The sequence below is a fragment of the Enterobacter sp. SES19 genome (assembly GCF_011765665.1).
GTDB lineage: Bacteria > Pseudomonadota > Gammaproteobacteria > Enterobacterales > Enterobacteriaceae > Enterobacter > Enterobacter pseudoroggenkampii.
On record NZ_CP050320.1, the window covers coordinates 3,323,772 to 3,345,476 of the forward strand.

General features: G+C 59.8%; 20 protein-coding genes. 7 read left to right on the forward strand and 13 right to left on the reverse strand.

Annotated features, from left to right (window positions below; all coding sequences use genetic code 11):
- Positions 1–5: 5 nt before the first annotated feature.
- Together nrdB and yfaE are read left to right on the forward strand one after the other, a co-directional pair.
- Entirely contained in the window at positions 6–1,136 is a 1,131-nt protein-coding gene (gene nrdB, locus GXP72_RS15800) for a class Ia ribonucleoside-diphosphate reductase subunit beta (protein ID WP_023312514.1), read from the forward strand.
- Positions 1,136–1,390 carry a class I ribonucleotide reductase maintenance protein YfaE gene (yfaE, locus tag GXP72_RS15805; protein WP_023325749.1) on the forward strand — a complete coding sequence of 85 codons (255 nt, stop codon included), beginning with the start codon at positions 1,136–1,138 and terminating at the stop codon, positions 1,388–1,390. Before nrdB ends, yfaE begins: the two co-directional genes overlap by 1 nt.
- Before the next feature lie 104 nt (positions 1,391–1,494).
- Here yfaE and glpQ read toward each other — a convergent pair whose 3' ends face one another.
- A complete protein-coding gene (glpQ, locus tag GXP72_RS15810; protein ID WP_208763103.1) occupies positions 1,495–2,553 on the reverse strand; it encodes a glycerophosphodiester phosphodiesterase in 1,059 nt (352 codons plus the stop codon).
- Positions 2,554–2,564: 11 nt separating this feature from the next.
- Complete coding sequence (glpT, locus tag GXP72_RS15815; RefSeq protein ID WP_024908206.1) at positions 2,565–3,917, reverse strand: glycerol-3-phosphate transporter; 1,353 nt, start codon at positions 3,915–3,917, stop codon at positions 2,565–2,567.
- 251 nt (positions 3,918–4,168) lie between these two features.
- Between glpT and glpA the strand changes: the two genes are divergently transcribed.
- From glpA to glpC, 3 genes are read left to right on the forward strand one after another with little or no spacing between them, the layout of a single operon-like run.
- Complete coding sequence (gene glpA, locus GXP72_RS15820; protein WP_048992454.1) at positions 4,169–5,797, forward strand: anaerobic glycerol-3-phosphate dehydrogenase subunit A; 1,629 nt, start codon at positions 4,169–4,171, stop codon at positions 5,795–5,797.
- On the forward strand, positions 5,787–7,004 hold the full coding sequence (gene glpB / locus GXP72_RS15825; protein ID WP_208763104.1) for a glycerol-3-phosphate dehydrogenase subunit GlpB: 1,218 nt from the start codon (positions 5,787–5,789) through the stop codon (positions 7,002–7,004). The genes glpA and glpB overlap by 11 nt, the downstream gene beginning before the upstream one ends.
- On the forward strand, positions 7,001–8,191 hold the full coding sequence (gene glpC / locus GXP72_RS15830; RefSeq protein WP_061714727.1) for an anaerobic glycerol-3-phosphate dehydrogenase subunit GlpC: 1,191 nt from the start codon (positions 7,001–7,003) through the stop codon (positions 8,189–8,191). Before glpB ends, glpC begins: the two co-directional genes overlap by 4 nt.
- 33 nt (positions 8,192–8,224) lie before the next feature.
- On the opposite strand, the gene GXP72_RS15835 is transcribed toward glpC, so the two are convergent.
- The 10 genes from GXP72_RS15835 to GXP72_RS15880 form a co-directional block, all read right to left on the reverse strand.
- Entirely contained in the window at positions 8,225–9,424 is a 1,200-nt protein-coding gene (locus GXP72_RS15835; RefSeq protein WP_024908210.1) for a nicotinamide mononucleotide deamidase-related protein YfaY, read from the reverse strand.
- 93 nt (positions 9,425–9,517) lie between these two features.
- A complete protein-coding gene (locus GXP72_RS15840) occupies positions 9,518–10,057 on the reverse strand; it encodes a YfaZ family outer membrane protein (RefSeq protein ID WP_024908211.1) in 540 nt (179 codons plus the stop codon).
- Positions 10,058–10,181: 124 nt separating this feature from the next.
- Complete coding sequence (menE, locus tag GXP72_RS15845; RefSeq protein ID WP_208763105.1) at positions 10,182–11,543, reverse strand: o-succinylbenzoate--CoA ligase; 1,362 nt, start codon at positions 11,541–11,543, stop codon at positions 10,182–10,184.
- Positions 11,540–12,505, reverse strand: coding sequence for an o-succinylbenzoate synthase (gene menC, locus GXP72_RS15850; protein WP_048992444.1), 966 nt, complete (start codon positions 12,503–12,505; stop codon positions 11,540–11,542). Before menC ends, menE begins: the two co-directional genes overlap by 4 nt.
- Positions 12,505–13,362 carry a 1,4-dihydroxy-2-naphthoyl-CoA synthase gene (gene menB / locus GXP72_RS15855; protein ID WP_014832749.1) on the reverse strand — a complete coding sequence of 286 codons (858 nt, stop codon included), beginning with the start codon at positions 13,360–13,362 and terminating at the stop codon, positions 12,505–12,507. Before menB ends, menC begins: the two co-directional genes overlap by 1 nt.
- Complete coding sequence (gene menH, locus GXP72_RS15860) at positions 13,359–14,135, reverse strand: 2-succinyl-6-hydroxy-2,4-cyclohexadiene-1-carboxylate synthase (RefSeq protein ID WP_048992442.1); 777 nt, start codon at positions 14,133–14,135, stop codon at positions 13,359–13,361. Before menH ends, menB begins: the two co-directional genes overlap by 4 nt.
- On the reverse strand, positions 14,132–15,802 hold the full coding sequence (gene menD, locus GXP72_RS15865) for a 2-succinyl-5-enolpyruvyl-6-hydroxy-3-cyclohexene-1-carboxylic-acid synthase (RefSeq protein ID WP_208763106.1): 1,671 nt from the start codon (positions 15,800–15,802) through the stop codon (positions 14,132–14,134). The genes menH and menD overlap by 4 nt, the downstream gene beginning before the upstream one ends.
- An 88-nt stretch (positions 15,803–15,890) precedes the next feature.
- A complete protein-coding gene (menF, locus tag GXP72_RS15870; protein ID WP_208763107.1) occupies positions 15,891–17,186 on the reverse strand; it encodes an isochorismate synthase MenF in 1,296 nt (431 codons plus the stop codon).
- Positions 17,187–17,272: 86 nt separating this feature from the next.
- Complete coding sequence (elaB, locus tag GXP72_RS15875) at positions 17,273–17,578, reverse strand: stress response protein ElaB (RefSeq protein ID WP_008500219.1); 306 nt, start codon at positions 17,576–17,578, stop codon at positions 17,273–17,275.
- A 53-nt stretch (positions 17,579–17,631) separates the two neighbouring features.
- A complete protein-coding gene (locus GXP72_RS15880; protein ID WP_090419949.1) occupies positions 17,632–18,093 on the reverse strand; it encodes a GNAT family N-acetyltransferase in 462 nt (153 codons plus the stop codon).
- 71 nt (positions 18,094–18,164) lie between these two features.
- On the opposite strand from GXP72_RS15880, the gene rbn reads away from it, so the two are divergent.
- Together rbn and GXP72_RS15890 are read left to right on the forward strand one after the other, a co-directional pair.
- Entirely contained in the window at positions 18,165–19,082 is a 918-nt protein-coding gene (gene rbn, locus GXP72_RS15885; RefSeq protein WP_208763108.1) for a ribonuclease BN, read from the forward strand.
- A gap of 64 nt (positions 19,083–19,146) precedes the next feature.
- Entirely contained in the window at positions 19,147–20,151 is a 1,005-nt protein-coding gene (locus GXP72_RS15890; RefSeq protein ID WP_024908219.1) for a chemotaxis protein, read from the forward strand.
- A 92-nt stretch (positions 20,152–20,243) separates the two neighbouring features.
- On the opposite strand, the gene nuoN is transcribed toward GXP72_RS15890, so the two are convergent.
- A complete protein-coding gene (gene nuoN / locus GXP72_RS15895) occupies positions 20,244–21,701 on the reverse strand; it encodes an NADH-quinone oxidoreductase subunit NuoN (RefSeq protein ID WP_061714719.1) in 1,458 nt (485 codons plus the stop codon).
- Between the last annotated feature and the right edge of the window lie 4 nt (positions 21,702–21,705).

The window sequence follows — 21,705 nt, forward strand, 5'->3', positions numbered from 1 at the left end:
CACTCATGGCATATACCACCTTTTCACAGACGAAAAACGACCAGCTCAAAGAGCCGATGTTCTTCGGCCAGCCGGTCAACGTGGCACGCTACGATCAGCAAAAATATGACATCTTCGAAAAGCTGATTGAAAAGCAACTCTCCTTCTTCTGGCGCCCGGAAGAAGTGGATGTCTCCCGCGACCGTATTGACTACCAGTCGCTGCCGGATCACGAAAAGCATATCTTCATCAGCAACCTGAAGTACCAGACGCTGCTGGACTCTATTCAGGGCCGTAGCCCGAACGTGGCGCTGCTGCCGCTGATCTCCATTCCAGAGCTGGAAACCTGGGTGGAAACCTGGGCGTTCTCCGAGACGATCCACTCCCGCTCTTACACCCACATCATCCGCAACATCGTGAACGATCCGGCGGTGGTGTTTGACGATATCGTCACCAACGAGCAGATCCAGAAGCGCGCGGAAGGCATTGCCCATTACTACGACGAGCTGATCGAGATGACCAGCTACTGGCATCTGCTGGGCGAAGGCACCCACAACGTGAACGGTAAAACCATCACCGTAAACCTGCGTGCGCTGAAAAAGCAGCTGTACCTGTGCCTGATGAGCGTCAACGCGCTGGAAGCGATCCGCTTCTACGTGAGCTTCGCCTGCTCCTTCGCCTTTGCCGAGCGCAAGCTGATGGAAGGCAACGCCAAGATTATCCGTCTGATTGCCCGCGATGAAGCCCTGCACCTCACCGGTACCCAGCACATGCTGAACCTGCTGCGCAGCGGTACGGACGATCCGGAGATGGCGGAAATCGCCGAAGAGTGCAAGCAGGAGTGCTACGACCTGTTCGTACTGGCGGCTCAGCAGGAGAAAGAGTGGGCAGATTACCTGTTCCGCGACGGCTCCATGATTGGCCTGAACAAAGACATCCTGTGCCAGTACGTTGAGTACATCACCAACATCCGCATGCAGGCTGTCGGTCTCGACCTGCCGTTCCAGACGCGCTCTAACCCAATCCCGTGGATCAACACCTGGCTGGTGTCCGATAACGTGCAGGTCGCGCCGCAGGAAGTGGAAGTGAGTTCTTATCTGGTCGGTCAGATTGATTCTGAAGTCAACACCGACGACCTGAGCAACTTCCAGCTCTGATGCCACGCGTCACGTTAAGTCTTTCCGGCACTGAGGTACTGTGTCGGGAGGAGCACCCTTCTCTGCTGGTGGCGCTTGAGGCGCATCAGGTAGAAGTAGAGTACCAGTGTCGTTCCGGCTACTGCGGCTCCTGCCGCTGCCGTCTGGTCGCAGGCCAGGTAGACTGGCTGACCGAGCCGCTGGCCTTTATCAACGAAGGGGAAATTTTGCCCTGCTGCTGCCGGGCAAAAGGCGATATCGAAATCGAGATGTGATTGCCCTTATTCCCTCTCCCTGTGGGAGAGGGTTAGGGTGAGGGCATCAGGCCGCAGAGCCTGATTGTCGGGTGGCGGCTTTCGCCTTACCCGACCTACAAAACCTACTTCCGGTGAATGAATTCAACCGCTTTATCCGGGAAATCCGTAAACAGTCCGTCCACGCCTGCCTGGTTATACAACACCTCATAAAGCTGATTCACATCCGTGGCATACGGCGGCAGCTGGTCTGCACGCACGGTATACGGATGCACCTGCATCTTGCTGGCGTGCGCCTCTTTCACCATCGCCGTCAGCTTCACGTGGCCCGGCGCTGAACCCTCCGCCACCAGCATGTGATAATCCGGCCCGATGCCGTCGGCGTACTGCGCAATCTGCTTCATCGCGCCCGGCTTAAACATCCAGTCGTAGTTGTAGTTCACCCACTTCCCGTCCGGCTGTTTCTCCTGAGTTTCATTCCAGTCAGTGTAGGCAATCAGCTGCACCAGGTTGAGGTTCATGCCCATCTTCGGCTCCAGCTCGGTTTTGATGCGCTTCAGCTCGGCGGCATCAAAACACTGCAGGTAGACTTTGTCCTTCTTGCTGGTGTAGCCGTACTGCTTCAGCACCTCCAGCGTCTTCGCGGCAATGTCTTTCCCTTCCTGATGATGGAACCACGGCGCTTTGATCTCCGGGTAGATACCGATATTTTTACCGGTTGAGTGGTTCAGCCCCTGAACAAACTCAATCTCTTCCTGGAAGGTATGAATGCGGAAGTCAGATTTGCCCATCGGGAAACGTCCCGGATAGACCTGCATCTTCTTGCCGTTTTCAATCTCGAAGCCTTCGGTAAACTTCAGGGAACGGATCTCCGCCAGGGTGAAATCAATGGCGTAGTAGCGGCCATCTTTTCGCGCGCGGTCCGGGAAACGCTCCGCCACGTCCGTCACGCGGTCCAGATAGTGGTCATGCAGGACCACCAGCTGGTCGTCCTTCGTCATCACCAGATCCTGTTCGAGGTAATCCGCGCCCTGCGCATAGGCCATCGCTTTCGCCGGCAGCGTATGCTCCGGCAGATAGCCACTCGCGCCACGGTGGGCAATAACGATTTTATCCGCCGCCAGCGCGGAGCCTGTCATCAGGCCCGCCAGCAGCAGGCCTGTCGCTAACTGAGTTAATTTCATCGTAAAGCTCCTTATTGACGACGTGCCAGCACTTCCGCGTGGTGACGTTTCTCACCGATCATCACAACAATCAGCAGCAGTACCGCCAGCACGCTACCGCCGATCATCACCATAAATCCGCCGTCCCAGCCGAAGAAGTCAACGGTGTAGCCCACAATGGCGCTCGCCGCGACCGAACCGCCGAGGTAACCGAACAGACCGGTAAAGCCTGCCGCCGTGCCCGCCGCTTTTTTCGGTGCCAGCTCCAGCGCATGCAGACCGATCAGCATTACCGGACCGTAAATCAGGAAACCGATGACGATCATGCAGGCCATGTCTACTGATGGGTTGCCCGGCGGGTTGAGCCAGTAAACAACGGTCGCGATGGTCACCAGGGTCATAAAGAAGACGCCCGTCGCACCGCGGTTACCCTTAAACACCTTGTCCGACATCCAGCCACAAAGCAGCGTGCCCGGGATCCCGGCATATTCATACAGGAAATAGGCCCAGGACGATTTATCCAGCGCAAAGTGCTTTACCTCTTTCAGGTAGGTTGGCGACCAGTCGAGGATGCCGTAGCGCAGCAGGTAAACGAACACGTTCGCCACCGCGATGTACCACAGCAGCTTGTTCGGCAGGACGTACTTCATGAAGATCTGTTTTGCGGTCAGCTCCTCTTCGTGCTCCTTGCTGTAATCATCCGGATAGTCGTTTTTGTACTCTTCAATCGGCGGCAGGCCGCAGGACTGCGGCGTATCACGCATCAGCGCGAAAGCGAAAATCGCCACCACGATGGCGCCAAAGGCAGGCATATACAGCGCAGCGTGCCAGTCGTTGAACCAGGCCATCCCCAGCAGGAACAGCAGCGGCGGAATACCGCCACCCACGTTATGGGCACAGTTCCACACCGACACGATGCCGCCGCGCTCCTTCTGCGACCACCAGTGCACCATGGTGCGTCCGCACGGCGGCCACCCCATCCCCTGGAACCAGCCGCAGAGGAACAGCAGCACGAACATGATGGCAATGCTGGAGGTTGCCCACGGCACAAAGCCCATGAACAGCATCACCGCGGCCGCCAGGATCAGACCGGCGGGCAGGAACACGCGCGGATTCGAGCGATCCGACACGGAGCCCATGATGAATTTGGAAAAACCGTAGGCGATGGAGATCCCCGACAGCGCGAACCCCAGATCGCCGCGGGAAAAGCCCTGCTCCACCAGATACGGCATGGCGAGCGCGAAGTTTTTACGTACAAGGTAGTACGCCGCGTACCCGAAGAAGATCCCCAGGAAGATTTGCCAACGCAGACGGCGATAGAGCGGATCTATTTCTGCCTCTGGCAGACGCGCCCTGTGGGGCGCAGGTTTGAAGATACTGAGCATAACAGCCTCCGTGGCCTTGAAATGAATGAGCAGGTGGCTCGCACCTGAATTCCAGAGGCGGGGATGTTAAGAAATCACGGTGATTGTTACTGTGAATCAACGCACAGATTGTTACAGAAATATGACAGAATGCGCAAAAAAGCGCATGAAATCACGTTTCACTTTCGAATTCCGCGCGTTTATGTTCGAAATCAAACAAACCACAAAATTAATATGGCTAAATGATAAAAAACGAACATAGAGGGTAAACAATGACCATTCACGATCCTCGCTACAGCGATGTGATAATCATTGGCGGTGGCGCAACCGGCGCCGGGATCGCACGCGATTGCGCCCTTCGCGGCCTGAGCGTCACGCTTCTGGAACGCCATGATATCGCTACGGGCGCAACCGGGCGTAACCACGGCCTGCTGCACAGCGGCGCGCGGTATGCGGTCACCGACGCTGAATCCGCGCGCGAATGTATTGCTGAAAACCAGATCCTCAAGCGTATCGCCCGCCACTGCATTGAGCCGACCGACGGCCTCTTTATTACCCTTCCCGAAGATGATCTCGCCTTTCAGGACACCTTTATTACCGCCTGCAGCGCCGCGGGCATTCAGGCTGAGGCCCTGGATCCGGCGCTGGCGCGGTGGCTGGAACCGTCGGTTAACCCGGCGCTTATCGGCGCGGTGAAGGTCCCTGACGGCACCGTCGATCCGTTCCGCCTGACCGCCGCCAATATGCTGGACGCCCGCGAGCATGGCGCGCACATCCTGACCGGGCATGAAGTGACCGGGCTTATCCGCGAAGGCCATCGTATCTGCGGCGTGCGGATCCTTGATACGCAATATAACGAACACAGCGAGCTGTATGCCGCCGTTGTGGTCAACGCGGCGGGGATCTGGGGGCAGCGGATTGCGGAATACGCGGACCTGTCGGTGCGCATGTTCCCGGCGAAAGGCTCGCTGCTGATCCTAGACCACCGCATCAATAACCACGTGATCAACCGCTGCCGCAAACCGTCTGACGCCGATATCCTCGTGCCGGGAGATACCATTTCGTTAATCGGGACGACCTCAACCCACGTGGACTACAGTGAGATTGACTACAACCGCGTCACTGCTGAAGAGGTGGACATCCTGCTGCGCGAAGGGGAAAAACTGGCGCCGGTGATGGCCCAGACGCGTATTCTTCGCGCCTACGCGGGCGTGCGTCCGCTGGTCGCCAGCGACAACGACCCGAGCGGACGTAACGTCAGCCGGGGCATCGTGCTGCTCGATCACGCCGAACGCGACGGCATGGACGGGTTTATCACCATCACCGGCGGCAAGCTGATGACCTACCGCCTGATGGCCGAGTGGGCGACCGATGCCGTCTGCCGCAAGCTGGGCAATACCGAACGGTGCGTGACGGCAGAACAAGCCCTGCCCGGCTCGCGTCAGTCCACCGAGAAGACGCTGCAAAAAATTATCTCCCTGCCCGCGCCGCTGCGCGGGTCCGCTATTTACCGCCACGGCGACAGAACGCCACAGTGGCTCGGTGAAGGACGACTGAGCCGCAGCCTGGTGTGCGAGTGCGAAGCCGTCACCGCCGGTGAGGTGCAGTACGCAGTGGAGAATCTGACGGTCAACAGCCTGCTCGATCTTCGCCGCCGCACCCGCGTCGGAATGGGCACCTGTCAGGGCGAGCTGTGCGCCTGTCGTGCCGCCGGTCTGCTGCAGCGTTTTCACACCACCACCGCCACCCAGTCGCTCGATCAGCTCAGCGCGTTTTTAAACGAGCGCTGGAAAGGCATTCAGCCTGTCGCCTGGGGCGATGCCCTGCGCGAAAGCGAATTTACCCGCTGGGTCTACCAGGGGCTTTGCGGTCTTGAGAAGGAGCAACGCGATGAAATTTGATACCGTCATCGTCGGCGGCGGGCTGGCAGGCCTGCTCTGCGGCATCAAACTCACGAAGCAGGGGCTGCGCTGCGCCATTATCACCCGGGGCCAGAGCGCCCTGCACTTCTCGTCGGGCTCGCTGGATCTGGTGGACGAAGCGTACCGCGATAAGCTGCCGCCGGAACACCCGTATCACCTGATTGGCGCGCAGCATATTGACCGCTTTGCGCTGGAAACCGAAGCGCTGCTGGCGGACTGCGGCGCACGTCTGCAGGGCAGCGCCCGGCTCAATCACCAGCGCGTTACGCCGCTCGGCACCCTGCGTTCCGCGTGGCTCAGCCCGGAGGAGGTGCCCATTGCCCCCATTCGCGCGGGACGTGTGCGGGTGGTAGGGATTAGCGGCTTTCTGGATTTCCAGCCCCATCTCGCAGCGGCGTCGCTCTGTCGCCAGGGTGTTAACGCGGAAACGGCAGAGATAGAGCTGCCCGAGCTTGATGTCCTGCGCGATAACCCGAGCGAGTTTCGCGCGGTGAATATCGCCCGTTTTCTTGATAACGAGGACAAATGGCCACTGCTGTATGACGCGCTCAGGCCGCTCGGCGAAACCTGCGATGCCCTGCTGATGCCCGCCTGCTTCGGTTTACGCGACAACCGACTCTGGCGCCGGCTCTCGGATCGTCTGCCCTGCTCGCTCGGCCTGCTGCCCACGCTACCCCCGTCCGTGCCGGGCATTCGCCTGCATACCCAGCTCCAGCGTCAGTTTGTCGCGCAGGGCGGCGTGTGGATGGCGGGTGATGAGGTGAAAAAAATCACCCTGACCGACGGCGCGGTGAGCGAAATCTGGACGCGCAACCACGACGATATTCCGCTTCGCGCCCGCTATACGGTGCTGGCAAGCGGCAGCTTCTTCAGCAACGGACTGCTGAGCAGCCGGGAGGGCATCCGGGAAGCCATTATGGGGCTGGATGTTCGCCAGCGTGCCTCACGCGCGGACTGGTATCAGAGTGATTTCTTCTCGCCGCAGCCCTGGCAACAGTTCGGCGTGATTGTCGATAACCAGCTGCATCCGCAGCTTTCCGGTAAACCCGTCAGGAATCTCTTTGCCATCGGCTCGCTGCTGGGCGGGTACGATCCCATTGCCCAGGGATGCGGTGGCGGGGTCTGCGCCGTCACGGCGCTGTATGTGGCAGAGCAGATTAGCCAGCGCACGGAGGCTGAACAATGAACGACACCCGTTTTGAAAGCTGCATCAAATGCACGGTGTGTACCACCGTCTGCCCGGTCAGCGGCGTTAACCCACGCTATCCCGGACCAAAGCAGGCCGGGCCGGACGGCGAGCGCCTGCGCCTGAAGGACGGCAAGCTGTACGATGAAGCGCTGAAATACTGCATTAACTGCAAACGCTGCGAAGTCGCCTGCCCGTCGGATGTGAAAATCGGCGATATCATTCAGCGCGCCCGGGCGCGCTACAGCACGCAAAAACCGACACTGCGCGATGCGATCCTGAGCCACACCGATCTGATGGGCAGCGTCTCGACGCCCTTTGCCCCCATCGTGAATGCCGCGACCGCTCTCAAACCGGTGCGTCAGCTGCTGGATGCCACGCTGAAGATAGACCATCACCGCAGCCTGCCGAAATATTCTCACGGCACCTTCCGCCGCTGGTACAAATCCGTCGCGGCGCAACAGGCGCAGTACGCCGACCAGGTGGCCTTTTTCCACGGCTGCTATGTGAACTACAACCACCCGCAGCTGGGTAAAGACCTGCTGAAGGTGCTGAACGCCATGGGCACGGGCGTTCAGTTACTGAACAAAGAGAAGTGCTGCGGCGTACCGCTAATTGCCAACGGGTTTACCGATAAAGCGCGCAGGCAGGCTCAAAGCAATGTCACCTCTCTGCGCGAAGCCATTGTCGATAAAGGTATTCCGGTGCTGGCGACCTCGTCCACCTGTACCTTCACCCTTCGCGATGAGTATCCGCATCTGCTGGACGTGGATAACACCGGCCTGCGCGAGCACATCGAGCTGGCGACGCGCTTCCTGTGGCGCAAACTGGATAGCGGGCAGACGCTGCCGCTGGGAAAATTGCCGCTGAAAGTGGTCTATCACACGCCGTGTCACATGGAAAAAATGGGCTGGTCGCTCTATACGCTTGAGCTGCTGCGGCTTATTCCAGGCCTGGAGCTGACGGTGCTGGATTCGCGCTGCTGCGGGATTGCGGGGACCTACGGCTTTAAGCGTGAAAACTACGAAACGTCACAGGCAATTGGCGCCCCGCTGTTCCGTCAGATTGAAGAGAGCGGCGCGGATATCGTGGTAACGGACTGCGAAACCTGCAAGTGGCAGATTGAAATGTCCACCAGCAAGCGCTGTGAACATCCGATTACCCTGCTGGCGAAGGCGCTGGGCTGAACAGTGCCGGGGCGAAAGGCCCCGGCACAGGTTTTACTCGATGAACAGCGACTCGACCACATGGATCCAGCCGTGCTCGCTGGCAACCTCTTTGCCATTCAGCCAGCGGCGCAGCATGTTCAACGCCATCATCGCGCAAACCTCCTGACGCACCGCCAGGCTGTGGCGGGTGATGCTCATTTTAACCCGCAGCGCCCAGGTGCCTTCCGGCGTCGCCAGCGCGAAGTTAAGGTATTCCTCGTCCAGCCCCCCGACAAACAGCGCCAGACCGGCAAAATGCTTCACCCTTCTCTCGGACGCCCAGCGGGCGGTTTGCGCGAGAGTCTCCTGCTGGAACGGCACCACTTCGCTGGCCAGCAGCGGCGCGTTGACGCGCGACAGCTGCAGCGCCAGCAGGCCACCGGTGAACTGCTCGCTTAAGGTCACGCTCAGCTGACGCGCCTGTAGATGCGTCGCAATCTGCGCGGGCAACCCTTCCGTCCCTTCAAAGATCAGGCTTTCGCCCGCCACGCGCTGCACCTCGGGCCACAGGGCCAGCATCGCCTCTTTCTGTTCGGCCGGGCCTGTCAGCTTAAGTTCAATGATCGGCATGGAGGAGCGATAGCCCATGGACACGCCTGGCGGCAGCGGAAGATGATCGAGGCTCTGGGCCAGATCGCTTTCCGAGCGGCCAAAGGTGGTCAGACGCAGGCACAGCGGCGGTTCAGGCAGGGTAAAACGATCGCGAAGGCGCGGCAGGATCTGCTGCTCAACCATCACTTTAAATTCTGAGGGCACACCCGGCGTAAAGAACATCAGGCAGCGGTTCAGCTGCATAGCAAACCCGCACGCGGTACCCACCGGGTTATCGACCAGTTCAGCACTGGCGGGAATTTCAGCCTGTTTGCGGTTGCTTGGGGCCATGACGCGGCCACGTTCGGAGAAAAAGCGCTCCATCTGCGAAAGCCACGCCTCGTGCAGCACCAGCCCTTCGCCTTTTGCGGTCGCGGCGGCCAGGGCGCTGAGATCGTCACCGGTGGGGCCGAGTCCGCCGTTCACAATCAGCACGTCGCAGTGCTCGCTGCGCTCACGCAGAATAGCGACCAGCGACTCAAGATTGTCGCCTACGGTATTGCGGCGCGTTAACGGTAATCCTTGCTCAAAGAAAAGATCGGCCAGCCAGGCAGCATTGGTATCAATAATTTGTCCATGCAGCACTTCGTCGCCGGTGGATAACATCTCCACGTTAATCATTATGTTCTCCCGCTTATATGGTCAAAACACTATAGCGCAAACGCGGGGGGGAGAAGAGAGAAACTGGCGCGACAGAACGCCGCGCCGGAGTGATTAGAAGCCTGCGCTAACGCCCACGTACGGGCCGTCGGCCAGCGCATTGTCACGGTTGCCGTCTTTACCGGCCAGGTTCAGATAGCGATAGCCAGCTTCGATGGTAATCGGACGCATGATGGTCCAGCGCGCACCGGCGTTGGCCTCTTCATAACTTTCGATACCGCTGGAGAGGGAGTCCGGCGAATAGTAGTACTCACCAAACAGGCCGAAGCTGTCGCCAATTTTCCACTGCAGGCCGCCACCCACTGCCGCCGCGTACCCTTCATCACCGTCATTTGGGTTGGTATAGATACCTTTACCGCCAACGGTGGCCAGGAACGGGCCAAGAGGAACGTTGAGACCCAGGCCGAGGCTGGCCGCGTCGCCGTCGTCATCGTTATGCGTCCAGCCGCCGGTCATCGCCAGACCGGATGTCTCGGTACCCATGCCAAAGCCCAGGTGGGTATAATCCTGACCCGCCGAGCCGTTAATGCTGATGGCGTTCGCCGCCGCCGATACAACCATCAGGCCGAAGCCCAGTAATGCCACTTTTTTCATTGTCGTGATCCCGCACAATTATTATAAAGAAGTCCCAAAACCGCGAGATTTTAACCGGAGTCTCCCGGGGATCAAGCACTCTGCGTGCGGCCGGTCAGTAGATTGTAACTATTTGAAACGGCTATTATCCCTTCAGCGATGCGTTCACCCACTGCTGCAGCGCGCGGCGTGAGACTTTGATGCCGCCATTTTTGAGTTCAGTCGGCAACAGCAGCCAGCGGACGGGTTGCTCAAAACGCGCGACCTTATCCCTGACCCAGTCGGGTAAGCAGGTGATATCCGTTCCCGGTTCGCACTCCACCACCGCCACCGGACGTTGCCCGAACTCAGCGTCGTCCAGCGGGACGATAAACACCTGGTTAACCTGCGGGTGCGTGGCGATAACGCGCTCCAGCGATTCCGGCTGGATCCCTTCTCCGCCGCTAAAAAAGAGGTTGTCCATGCGGCCGAGGATCGTCAGACGGCCGTCATGCCATTCGCCGCGATCGCGTGTGGCGAACCAACCCTGCGCGTTGGTCAGCGGAATCATTTCGCCGTCTCGCCAGTAGCCTGAGGCCATGCTTTGCGCCCGGATCCAGACTTCACCGTTAACCACCTGCACCTCTCTGCCCGGCAGCGCACAGCCCACGTCCGGCTCGCCGTCCGCCTCTTTCGCACAAACGGTAGAGGCAAACTCGGTCAGACCGTAGCCGCAGAAGGTGCGTATATCCTGCTCTCGCGCCTGTTCGGTCAATTCAACAGGGATGGCCGCCCCGCCCAGCAGCACCGCTTTCAGTGCGACAGGCTGGTGCGCATTCAGCAAGCGCCAGAGCTGGGTCGGCACCAGCGAGGCGTGGGTGCAGCCGCGCAACGCCTGCTCAAGAGGCTGTTTCTCGCGTACGGTTAACCGCGCGCCGGCCTGCAGCCAGCGCCATAAAATTCCCTGGCCGGAAACGTGAAACAGCGGTAGCGAGAGCAGCCAGTCGTCGTCTTCACCGTAGGGAATCAGCGACAAAACACCGCGCGCGCTGGCGAGATGCGCCCCGCACGTATGCACCGCCGCTTTCGGTAGCCCGGTGGAGCCGGAGGTCAGCGTCATGGAGGCCAGCCGCGCCGGTTGCCACGCAGCGCAATACGCATCGGCTGCCTCGTGCATGCGCAGGGCAGGAAGAGCGTCGTAGCTGCCGTCCAGCACCAGCGCAAAGCACAGCGTCATCTGCGGAAGCAGCACGTCCAGCAGCGGGCGCGGAAGCTGTGGATTAGCGGGAAGAATGCGCGCCCCGCACTGGAGGAGCGCCAGCCACGCCAGCAGGGTTTGCGGATGATTATGGGCCAGCAGCAGCACGCCGTTGCCCTCCTCCACGCCCTGCCGGTGAAACTCTGCCGCAAGCCGGTCGACGCGGGTGCACAGCTGCTGCCAGCTGAGCACCTCATCGTTCAGCCTGAGGGCCGGTTTATCAGCAGACAGCGCGCACCAGTGCCGCCACGGCCAGTCGGTAAAACTCATCGCAGCGGCTCCAGCGCCTCGACGTCGAGGCACGGCAGCGCGCTGTCCGGCCACGGGCGGATAAGCTGAGCCTGCATCAGGTTCAGCGTGTCAAGGCCAGGAACCGTATCCGGCGTTAGCCAGGCGGCAATGCGCGCCAGCTGGGTCAGCCCAAGGCTGGACTCAATCGACGAGCTGATGACCGCCGTCAGCCCTGAGGCGTGCGCTGCTGCGACCTGCTCGCGCACCTTCGCCAGACTGCCGGTCAGCGTCGGTTTAATCACCACCGCGCTGACGCCGGGCTCGGCGACAAATTCAAAATCGTCCTCGCGCAGGCTTTCATCCCAGGCGATGGCAATCCCGGTTTCGCGGGCAAACGCGCACGAATCGTCGCGGGTTTTGCACGGTTCTTCGAGGAAGGCAATGCGGCTGCGGTAGGCCGGGTTGACGTACTTCGCAAACTGCTGCGCCTTGAGCGGCGTCCAGGCGCGGTTGGCGTCCAGACGCAGATGCAGATCGGGGATCGCCTCCAGCAGCAGGTTGGCGACCATGCCGTCGCGCACCGCTTCATAGAGACCGACTTTAATTTTCGCCACCTTCTCGCCCGGCATGGCGGAGAGCAGCGCGAACAGCTCGTCAGGATCGCCCGTACAGAGCGGCGCCGCGCGGTAATTCCCCGCTTCCGGCAGGCTGCCGTCCAGCTCCGCCAGCGCGCAGCTGATACCAAAGGCCGCGGAAGGCACCTCCGGCAGCACCGGATCCGCCCCCCCGCGCCACGCGTCCGCCCAAGCCAGCAAGGCCGTCTGCGCGTCATCCAGTGACTCCTGGCTAAAGCCCGGCAGAGGCGAAATCTCGCCCCAGCCTTCCCGCTCGCCCTGCTGCAGATGCACGAAGAAGCCGTCACGGGTTTTTAACCGCCGTTCACGCAGCACCACGCCCGCGTCCATCGGTATCTGCCAGCGGTAAACCTGCGCGCGACGCATTACGGATTCCGTTTGTATTTGCTGAAGTCCGGCTGGCGTTTTTCGTTAAACGCGTTGCGCCCTTCCTGACCCTCTTCGGTCATGTAGAACAGCATGGTGGCGTTGCCCGCCAGCTCCTGCAGACCCGCCTGACCGTCGCAGTCGGCATTGAGCGCGGCCTTCAGGCAGCGCAGCGCCATCGGGCTGTTTTGCAGCATTTCACGGCACCAGCGAACGGTCTCTTTTTCGAGATCGGCAATCGGTACCACGGTATTCACCAGGCCCATATCCAGCGCTTCCTGCGCGTTGTACTGACGGCACAGGAACCAGATTTCGCGGGCTTTTTTCTGCCCGACGATGCGCGCCATGTAGGAGGCACCCCAGCCGCCGTCGAAGGATCCTACTTTCGGGCCGGTCTGGCCGAAAATGGCGTTCTCGGCGGCAATGGTCAGGTCACACATCATGTGCAGGACGTGGCCGCCGCCGATAGAGTAGCCCGCCACCATCGCCACCACCGGTTTTGGACAGGTGCGGATCTGACGCTGGAAATCGAGGACGTTCAGGTGATGCGTACCCGCATCGTCCTGGTATCCGCCGTAGTCACCGCGCACTTTCTGATCGCCACCGGAGCAGAACGCTTTCTCGCCTTCGCCGGTCAGGACAATCACGCCGATGTTATCGTCGTAGCGCGCATCCGCCAGGGCCTGAATCATCTCTTTCACGGTCAGCGGGCGGAAGGCGTTACGCACCTGCGGGCGGTTGATGGTGATTTTGGCAATGCCGTCGGTGGATTTGTGGTAACGAATGTCGGTGTAGCCTTCGGAGCAGTCCTGCCATTCAACCGGGGCGTAAAGCATGTTTTCATCAGGGTAGATCATAGAGTGTCCTTTATTCGAAGACGCAGTATCTGAGCCAGACTTGCCGCAACCGCATCGGGGTTTTCCCGGTGGGCGTTGTGTCCGGCGTTGGGAATTGCATGGCAAACGGCGTTCACTTCCGCGGCAAGGGCCGCGAACTTCTCATCACGTTCGCCATAGAAATAATCAAAAGAGAAATCGCGCTCGCTCAGGGCAGTACGCAGGTCGGGCTGCACGGCCAGCGAGGTCGACTCGAGCATCATCGCCAGCATCGCGCCGTCGTTCTGGCTGCGCAGGGTAATCAGCGCCTCGCGCTGGGCGTCAGTCAGGGAGGCAAACACAGGCTGTTGGTACCAGTCAGCGAATACGTTATCCAGCGGTTCGCTGCGAAAACGTGCTGCCCAGCGGCGGTCGGATGCCAGCCGCGCCTGTCGCGCATCGGCATCCTGCAGGCCCGGATGTCCCCCTTCTACCGTCAGGCCCAACAGCCCCTTTGGCTGCTGGCAGGCATGGAACATCGCAATGCGGCCGCCGAGGGAGTACCCGATGAGCCAGAAATTCAGTATGTTGTAACTAATAAGAGTTTGGGTGAGTAGCCTGCTCATCTCGTCAAAGCCCGTGACGCCCAGATTCCGGGATCCACCGTGCCCCGGCAGATCCAGATACAGCCGGGGGTAGTCACGGAGTCGCTCACCAACAACCTGCCACTCGCGGCAATCGCCGGAAAAACCGTGCAAAAAGACCAGCCAGGGATAGCCTGGTTTTCCGGCCTGCTGCACGCCCGAGAGGATCACAGCTGGCTCACCTGCGCCAGCAGGCTTTGCAGGGTCTGCGCACCGTCAGCATCGTTTACCACCAGCTCAATCAGCGTCGCACCCGGCTGCTTCCAGGCGCTGCTTAACGCCGCGTCCAGCTGTTCCCAGCTTTCCGGGCGATGGTATTTCAGGCTAAACATCGCCGCGGCGTGTTCGAACTGCACGTTCTGCGGCATCAGATAGAAGCGCTCGCGCTCGCTCTGCGGCGTAGGCAGCAGGGAAAAAATCTGCCCGCCGTTGTTGTTGACCACAATCAGCACGAACGGGGCTGACGCCTGACGCAGCAGCGCCAGCGCGTTGAGATCGTAGAGCGCGGAGAGATCGCCCACGATCGCCAGCGTTGATTTCGCGCTGGCGCGCTGCACGCCCGCCGCCGTGGAGATCAGCCCGTCGATACCGCTGGCGCCACGATTGCTGTACACCGGGTAGCCCGCGGGCAGCTTCGAAAAGGCGTCAATCAGCCGCACGACCAGGCTGTTGCCGACAAACAGCTGCCCCTGTTCAGGCAGGCACTGGCGAATACGGTGCGCCAGCCCGGCCTCGCTAAACGCCTCACAGTGCGCTTTGGTCAGTTCCCACGCCTGGCGCGAAAGGTCCGGGATGGCAACCGCCCAGGGCTTGCGTTTTTCAGCCGGATGAAGCGTCAGCCAGGCGTCGATACGGCTGATCAGACGACGTCCGCGGTGGTGCGCCGGGTCAAGCCGCCCTTCCAGCGCGTCCACCAGCCAGTACTCTTCCGGCGTGCAGGTGGCCTGCCACTGCAGTAAGCGTTTGCCGGTCAAACTCGATCCAAGCTGAACCACAATCTGCGCCTGCGACAACTCGGTGACCGCTTTGGCATTACCCAGCCAGAGGTCGGCGCACGGCAGCGGCTGACCGGTCTGGGAAAGCACGTCGCCTATCAGCGGCCAGCCCAGGGTTTGCGCCCATTCGGCGACAAGCTTGCCTTCGGCGGCGCTCATGCGCCCGGCAATCACCACGCCGCGCTTCTGCCGCCAGAAGAACCAGTCGCGCTGCTTCGCGCTCTCAAGGTGCGTCTGCTCGCGAAGCCACGGTTTTTCACTCTCCCACCAGTCGCCAAGGGATTGCTGCCAGTCAAGACCCGTATCGTCCAGCTCACCGTACAGCGGCTCGGCAAACGGGCAGTTAATATGCAGCGCCCCGCTGCGCAACGTCTCCAGAGCGTGATCGACGGTGGAGACCAGCCAGCTTGCCGGAATATCCTGGGTGGGACGGGGCAGCGAAATCGTCTGCGAAGGATGAGAAGAAAAGAGCCCCGGCTGACGGATGGCCTGATTGGCGCCGCAGTCGATAAGCTCAGGGGGGCGATCGGCCGTCAGTAAGATCAGTTTTTCACCGGTTAACCCGGCTTCAATCAGAGCCGGATAGAGGTTCGCCACGGCGGTACCGGAAGTGACGATCACCGCCACGGGCTCTTTGCTGACCTTCGCCAGACCCAGCGCGAGATGCCCGAGGCCACGCTCATCAAAGTGGGTGTGATGAATCAACGCCCGGTTTTCGGCGGCCGCCAGCGTCAGCGGCGTTGAGCGAGAACCCGGTGCAATACACACGTGCCTGACGCCGTGGCGCGTCAGGGCTTCAAGGATCACCGCCGCCCAGCGTCGGTTAAAAGAACTTACTGACATGAGATTGTCCGGTATCAAGAATGCGACACAGTATAAATAATAGAAAAAATTGGAATTTTGATATGAATCGGGATTGCGCGATTCAGTATTAATCCCTTAGGAGCAGAGAGCGCAATCCGGCCGCTTTGTTTTCGATCTCCTGCCACTCCTGTTCCGGGTCAGACCCGCTGACAATGCCGGCACCGGCATAGAGCCGCAGGGAGTCATCCTGGACGCGCGCGGAGCGCAACGCCACGCAGAACTCACTCTGATCGGGGGATAAATACCCGGCAGAACCGGCGTACCACTCGCGGTTAAAGGGCTCAACCTTCTGGATAAACTCGCGCGCAGGCTGTCGGGGTAATCCGGCTACGGCCGCGGTCGGCTGTAGCATGAGCAGACACTGCTCATCATCGGCCTGTTTGAGCTCGGTCCAGATACAGCGGCGCAAATGCTGCACTTTACGCAGGCGCACCACCTGAGGGGGCAGTACCTCAAGCGTCTGCGTGTAGTGCTGAAGACGCTGGCAGATATCTTCCACGACCAGCATATTTTCGCGCTGGTTTTTATCGTCGTTAAGCAACCACTCGCCGAGACGCTGCGCCTGGCTATCATCGGTATGGCTGGCAACGGTGCCCGCCAGCGCTTCCGTGCGCAGCAGCGTGCCGCGCCGCCGCCAGAGACGCTCGGGCGTCGAGCCAAGAAACGCGTTGCTGGCGTCGAATACCATGCAGAAATGGTAGCAGTGTAAATTCAGGGCGCGGCTGGCCGCCATCAGCGCGACAGGGTTAACGCGCTGCGTGAACTGCAGATCGGTTGCCCGGGCGAGAACCACTTTTTCAAAATCACCGCGCGCGATGGTCTCCGTCGCCCTGCGGATAAGTTTTAGCCATTCGGCCTGCTGCGGCTGATGGGTTTCGTGCTCAACCTGAACGGACAGTGGACGGATAGATCTCGCAGGACGGAGCTGCTGTAAAAAATCCCGCGCGGCGTGGGCATCTTCCTGAAGTGAATAATCGCTCCACAGCTGCAGGCGCAGCGTGGCGGTGCCGGCGGTGCGTCGCCAGAGCAGCCGCGGTAAAAAGAGGCTGCCCTGCTCCGGAGTAAAGGCGTTCAGGCCGCAGATGCGGGTATCACCTGCTGCGTTTTGCTCGCGCAAAAACTGCGAGGCTAACGCCAGAGAAGGAAATTGGGTGACAGCCCCCAGCGCGGCCAGCTCTTCATCGCCGTTACGCTGCTGCCAGTAAAACTGCGGATAGCACTGCTGCGCCCCAAGCCAGGCGAGAGGGTCGAAAGCGTCGTTTAACGGGAAAGAGACGTCGAAATGACGTATGCCGGGTGTTGCGGGTAACGCTTGCGAAAGCTGGGTACGCAATTGCTCCAGCGCGAGGAAAATCGAATTCACGCGAACCTCTCCCTGTTAAAACTTCGTATTATACGGGGTACTGGCAATAAATTGCAGTACCCACGTATAGGGAGTGGTTAAGCGGCTTAACGACGGGCCAACAGCAGCCCCAGCACCAGGCCTACGGCAGCACCCACTCCAATGCCCTGCCACGGTTTTTCATGCACGTAATCATCGGCACGGTACACCGCTTTTTTGGCGCGGTAGTAGTAGGTATCAGACGCATGGCTGACGCGGTTTTTCACTTCATGCAGCGCCTGCTCGGCGCGGGCTTTTAGCTCAATATATTTCTGATCGGCAGGGTCGCCCGAGGAACGTAACACCTCTTCCAGCGTTTCGCTCAGTAAGGCCAGGTCGTCGTCGATACGGGTATCCCAGGATTGAAATGACATATTTTTCTCCATGTTAGTACACCAGTCCGCTAACTATAGCCAACGACTCGCTATTACGCCTGCTTCGCTTCTCGCGCCATGCCGACGTGGGGAATACCATCTTCATCGTACACCTCGGTGACGGGCACGAAACCAAAGTGGCCGTAGAAGGACTGCAGGTGCGCCTGCGCACCCAGGTATAACGCCTTGTTCGGCCACTGTTTCTGGCACGCCTCCAGCGTTTTTTCCATCAGCTGATAGCCGAGTTTTTCACCACGCGCTTTGCCGCTGATGATGACGCGGCCAATGACGACAGGCTCAAAATCGTCTTCGCTTTTCAGAATCCTCGCATACGCCACCAGCTCGTTATTCCGCCAGCCGAGGATATGGCGGTTCTCGCCGACGAGATCGTCGCCGTCGATGTCCTGATACGGGCAGGTCTGTTCAACCACGAACACTTCGCAGCGCAGTTTCAGCACAGCGTAAAGTGAATGAACGGTGAGGTCACTATGGTGTAAATCTTGCCACTGGATCATGTCAGTCTCCTTCCTGGGGTTCATCACGTTATACTAAACCCCTCCCCGTTCGGCAAAGGGCTGATTGCGTTATGGAACTGATTTTTCTGGGTACGTCCGCTGGCGTGCCAACCCGCTCACGGAACGTGACGGCGATTCTGCTGGATCTTAAACACCCCACCCGCGGTGGGCTGTGGCTGTTTGACTGTGGTGAAGGGACGCAGCATCAGCTGTTACACACCGCTTATCACCCCGGCAAGCTGGATAAAATTTTTATCACCCATCTGCATGGCGACCATCTGTTTGGCCTTCCCGGCCTGCTGTGCAGCCGCTCGATGGCCGGTAACGCCAACCCGCTGACGATTTACGGGCCTGCGGGTATTCGTGAATTTGTTGAAACCACGCTGCGCCTGAGCGGGTCGTGGACGGATTATCCGCTGGAGGTCGTTGAGATTAGCGAAGGACTGGTTTTCGATGACGGCGATTATAAGGTGAGCGCTCAGCCGCTCAATCACCCTGTCGAGTGCTATGGCTATCGCATTGACGCGCATGACAAACCCGGCGCGCTGGACGCCGCCGCGCTGATGGCCGACGGCGTAAAACCCGGACCGCTGTTCCAGCGCCTGAAGCACGGTGAGACCGTCACGCTGGAGGACGGGCGCGTCATCAACGGCCAGGATTATCTCGCCGCCCCACAGCCCGGCAAAAAGCTGGCGATTTTTGGCGATACGGCCCCGTGCCCGGCGGCGCTCACGCTGGCCCAGGGCGTGGACGTGATGGTGCATGAAGCGACGCTTGAAACGGCGATGGAAGAGAAAGCCAACAGTCGGGGCCATAGCTCCACGCGTCAGGCGGCGCAGCTTGCCCGTGACGCGGGCGTCGGGAGGCTCATCGTCACCCACGTCAGCTCGCGCTACGACGCGCGGGGATGCGCAAGCCTGCTGACAGAGTGCCGCACGCTGTTTCCGGAATGTGAGCTGGCCGAAGATTTCGCTCAGGTCAGCGTTTAGTCCTTCATTTTTCCCTCAGGATGCCGATAACGATTAAAAGGTCAGCATTTCTCTCGAGGGTAGAATGGATAATTTCCAGAAAGATATTGATGACAGGGCGAATCTGACCCTGTCGAACCGTTTTGAACTGTTGCTGTTCCGTCTTGGCACCTCTCTGAACGAAAATAAATCTGAGCTGTTTGGCATTAACGTCTTTAAGCTGCGTGAAATTGTGCCGATGCCGGAGTTCACGAAACCCGCCGGGATGAAGTCACCGCTGATGGGAATGGTGAATATTCGCGATCAGGTGATCCCGGTGATTGACCTGGCCGCCGTGGCGGGCTGTAAGCCCACCACCGGGCTGAACATTCTGCTGATCACCGAATATGCGCGCAGCGTGCAGGCGTTTGCCGTGGAATCGGTTGAGAACATCATGCGTCTGGACTGGAAGCAGGTGCACGCGGCGGAAACCGCCGTCAGCGGCCGCTACATCACCAGTATCGCGTGTCTTGACGAGAAGACCGATACCAACGATCTGGCGATGGTGCTGGACGTTGAGCAGATCCTGTATGACATCACCCCGGCCAATCACGATCTGCACGCCACGAACCTGAAGACCACCAAATTCCATATCAAGCCAGGCGCTGTCGCCATCGTCGCGGAAGACTCCAAAGTGGCGCGCTCGATGCTGGAGAAAGGTCTGCAGGCAATGGAGATCCCGGCCCAGCTGCATATCACCGGCAAAGAAGCGTGGGAGAAAATTGGCGTGCTGGCGGCACAGGCCCAGGCTGAAGGGGTTCCCATCACCGATAAGATCGCGCTGGTGCTGACCGACCTCGAAATGCCAGAAATGGACGGCTTTACGCTGACGCGCAAAATCAAAACCGACCCGGTACTGAAAGATATTCCGGTGGTGATCCACTCTTCCCTTTCCGGCAACGCCAACGAAGACCATATTCGCAAGGTGAAGGCGGACGGGTATGTGGCGAAGTTTGAGCTGAACGAGCTGTCGTCAGTGATTGAGGAAGTGCTGGACCGCTCGATGAAGAAGATTGACGGGCCGTTGATTAGCCGGAAGCAGCTGGCTTAAGCATGGTGCGGGCTGGTGCCCTCACCCCGGCCCTCTCCCACAGGGAGAGGGAGAAAACCATAAAAAAACCCGCCGAGGCGGGTTTTTTGTTTTTACATTAATGGCATTGCTCGCTGCACGATCTCAATCAGCGGTTGCGGATAGATACCGAAGATGAGCACCAGCAGCGCGGAGATAAGCACTACGATACCACCGGCGCTGTACTGCCAGTTGGTTGGGGCATCGCGGTTGAGCTGCTGAGGTGCGCTCAGGTACAGGCTCACGGCCACGCGCAGGTAGTAGTAGAGACCAATCGCGGAGCCAATCACCACGCCCGCAGTCAGCCACCACAGGTGCGCCTGCACACCGACGGCCAGCACGTAGAACTTACCGATAAAGCCGAGCGTCATCGGAATACCTGCCAGAGAGAGCATCATCACCGTCATCACCGCAGACAGGATCGGACGGTGCCAGAACAGACCACGGTAGGAGAACAGTGAATCGGCATCCGGACCACGGTACGGGCTGGACATCAGGCTCACCACGCCGAAGGCGCCGAGGCTGCTGAACAGGTAACCGGCCAGATAGACGCCCACGGCTTCCATCGACATCTCACCGCTCTGCAGCGCAATCAGCGCCACCATCAGGTAGCCCAGATGAGAGATAGACGAGTAGCCCAGCAGACGTTTGATGTTGGTCTGGCTCAGCGCCATCAGGTTACCGAAGATGATGGAGACGAACGCAATAATGCCCAGCACCACGCGAACCGCTTCGCTGTCACCCACCGGTGCGTACAGGAACAGACGCATAACCACCCCGAAGATGGCGATTTTGCTCGCCGTCGCCAGGAAGGTCGACACCGGCGCTGGCGCGCCCTGGTATACGTCTGGCGTCCACAGGTGGAACGGCACCAGAGAGAGTTTAAAGCCAAGGCCAACAATCATCATGCCCAGACCCGCCAGCAGCAGCGGCTCATGCAGCATGCCGTCACCGAGGCTCTTGCCGAGCGCCATAAAGGAGAGGTTACCGGACTGTGCGTACACCAGCGCAATACCAAACAGCAGGAACGAGGACGCCGCCGCAGACAGGATGGTGTACTTGATGCTTGCTTCCAGGGAGCGCTTCTGGCGGAAGGCGTAACCAATCAGACCGAACAGCGGCAGAGAGATCAGCTCAATACCGAGGAACAGCGCGGCCAGGTGGTTCGCATTCGCCAGCAGAATGCCGCCCAGCGCGGCAATCAGAACCAGCAGGTAAAACTCTTCTTTGTTGTCGTTGTAGCCTTCGAGCCATGGGTACGCAAAGGTACAGGTTGCCAGGCTCGCCAGCAGCACCAGACCGGTATACAGCATGGCGTAACCGTCAACGCGCATCAGCGGAGTGACGTCCATCGCCCCACCCTGGCCAACAAACCAGAGAGAGACTAACGCGGCGTTCAGGCCGATGACCGACAGCGTGGCATTCAGGAAGTGATTGCGTCGCCACGCAATGGAGAGCATCACAACCACCACCGTCAATCCGACGATCAGCAGCGGTAGCAGCGCGATCAGTTGTTGTGGAGTTATTGTCATGGCG

Excerpts from the sequence above, each read along its gene's own strand:
- GXP72_RS15835 (WP_024908210.1), bottom strand. The coding sequence starts at position 9,424 with ATGATTAACGTGGAGATGTTATCCACCGGCGACGAAGTGCTGCATGGA.
- rbn (WP_208763108.1), top strand. The coding sequence starts at position 18,165 with ATGGAACTGATTTTTCTGGGTACGTCCGCTGGCGTGCCAACCCGCTCA.
- glpT (WP_024908206.1), bottom strand. The coding sequence starts at position 3,917 with ATGCTCAGTATCTTCAAACCTGCGCCCCACAGGGCGCGTCTGCCAGAG.
- menB (WP_014832749.1), bottom strand. The coding sequence starts at position 13,362 with ATGATCTACCCTGATGAAAACATGCTTTACGCCCCGGTTGAATGGCAG.
- menC (WP_048992444.1), bottom strand. The coding sequence starts at position 12,505 with ATGCGTCGCGCGCAGGTTTACCGCTGGCAGATACCGATGGACGCGGGC.
- GXP72_RS15890 (WP_024908219.1), top strand. The coding sequence starts at position 19,147 with ATGGATAATTTCCAGAAAGATATTGATGACAGGGCGAATCTGACCCTG.
- menD (WP_208763106.1), bottom strand. The coding sequence starts at position 15,802 with ATGTCAGTAAGTTCTTTTAACCGACGCTGGGCGGCGGTGATCCTTGAA.
- nuoN (WP_061714719.1), bottom strand. The coding sequence starts at position 21,701 with ATGACAATAACTCCACAACAACTGATCGCGCTGCTACCGCTGCTGATC.
- yfaE (WP_023325749.1), top strand. The coding sequence starts at position 1,136 with ATGCCACGCGTCACGTTAAGTCTTTCCGGCACTGAGGTACTGTGTCGG.
- nrdB (WP_023312514.1), top strand. The coding sequence starts at position 6 with ATGGCATATACCACCTTTTCACAGACGAAAAACGACCAGCTCAAAGAG.
- elaB (WP_008500219.1), bottom strand. The coding sequence starts at position 17,578 with ATGTCATTTCAATCCTGGGATACCCGTATCGACGACGACCTGGCCTTA.
- glpA (WP_048992454.1), top strand. The coding sequence starts at position 4,169 with ATGACCATTCACGATCCTCGCTACAGCGATGTGATAATCATTGGCGGT.
- glpC (WP_061714727.1), top strand. The coding sequence starts at position 7,001 with ATGAACGACACCCGTTTTGAAAGCTGCATCAAATGCACGGTGTGTACC.
- menE (WP_208763105.1), bottom strand. The coding sequence starts at position 11,543 with ATGAGTTTTACCGACTGGCCGTGGCGGCACTGGTGCGCGCTGTCTGCT.
- glpQ (WP_208763103.1), bottom strand. The coding sequence starts at position 2,553 with ATGAAATTAACTCAGTTAGCGACAGGCCTGCTGCTGGCGGGCCTGATG.
- GXP72_RS15840 (WP_024908211.1), bottom strand. The coding sequence starts at position 10,057 with ATGAAAAAAGTGGCATTACTGGGCTTCGGCCTGATGGTTGTATCGGCG.
- glpB (WP_208763104.1), top strand. The coding sequence starts at position 5,787 with ATGAAATTTGATACCGTCATCGTCGGCGGCGGGCTGGCAGGCCTGCTC.
- GXP72_RS15880 (WP_090419949.1), bottom strand. The coding sequence starts at position 18,093 with ATGATCCAGTGGCAAGATTTACACCATAGTGACCTCACCGTTCATTCA.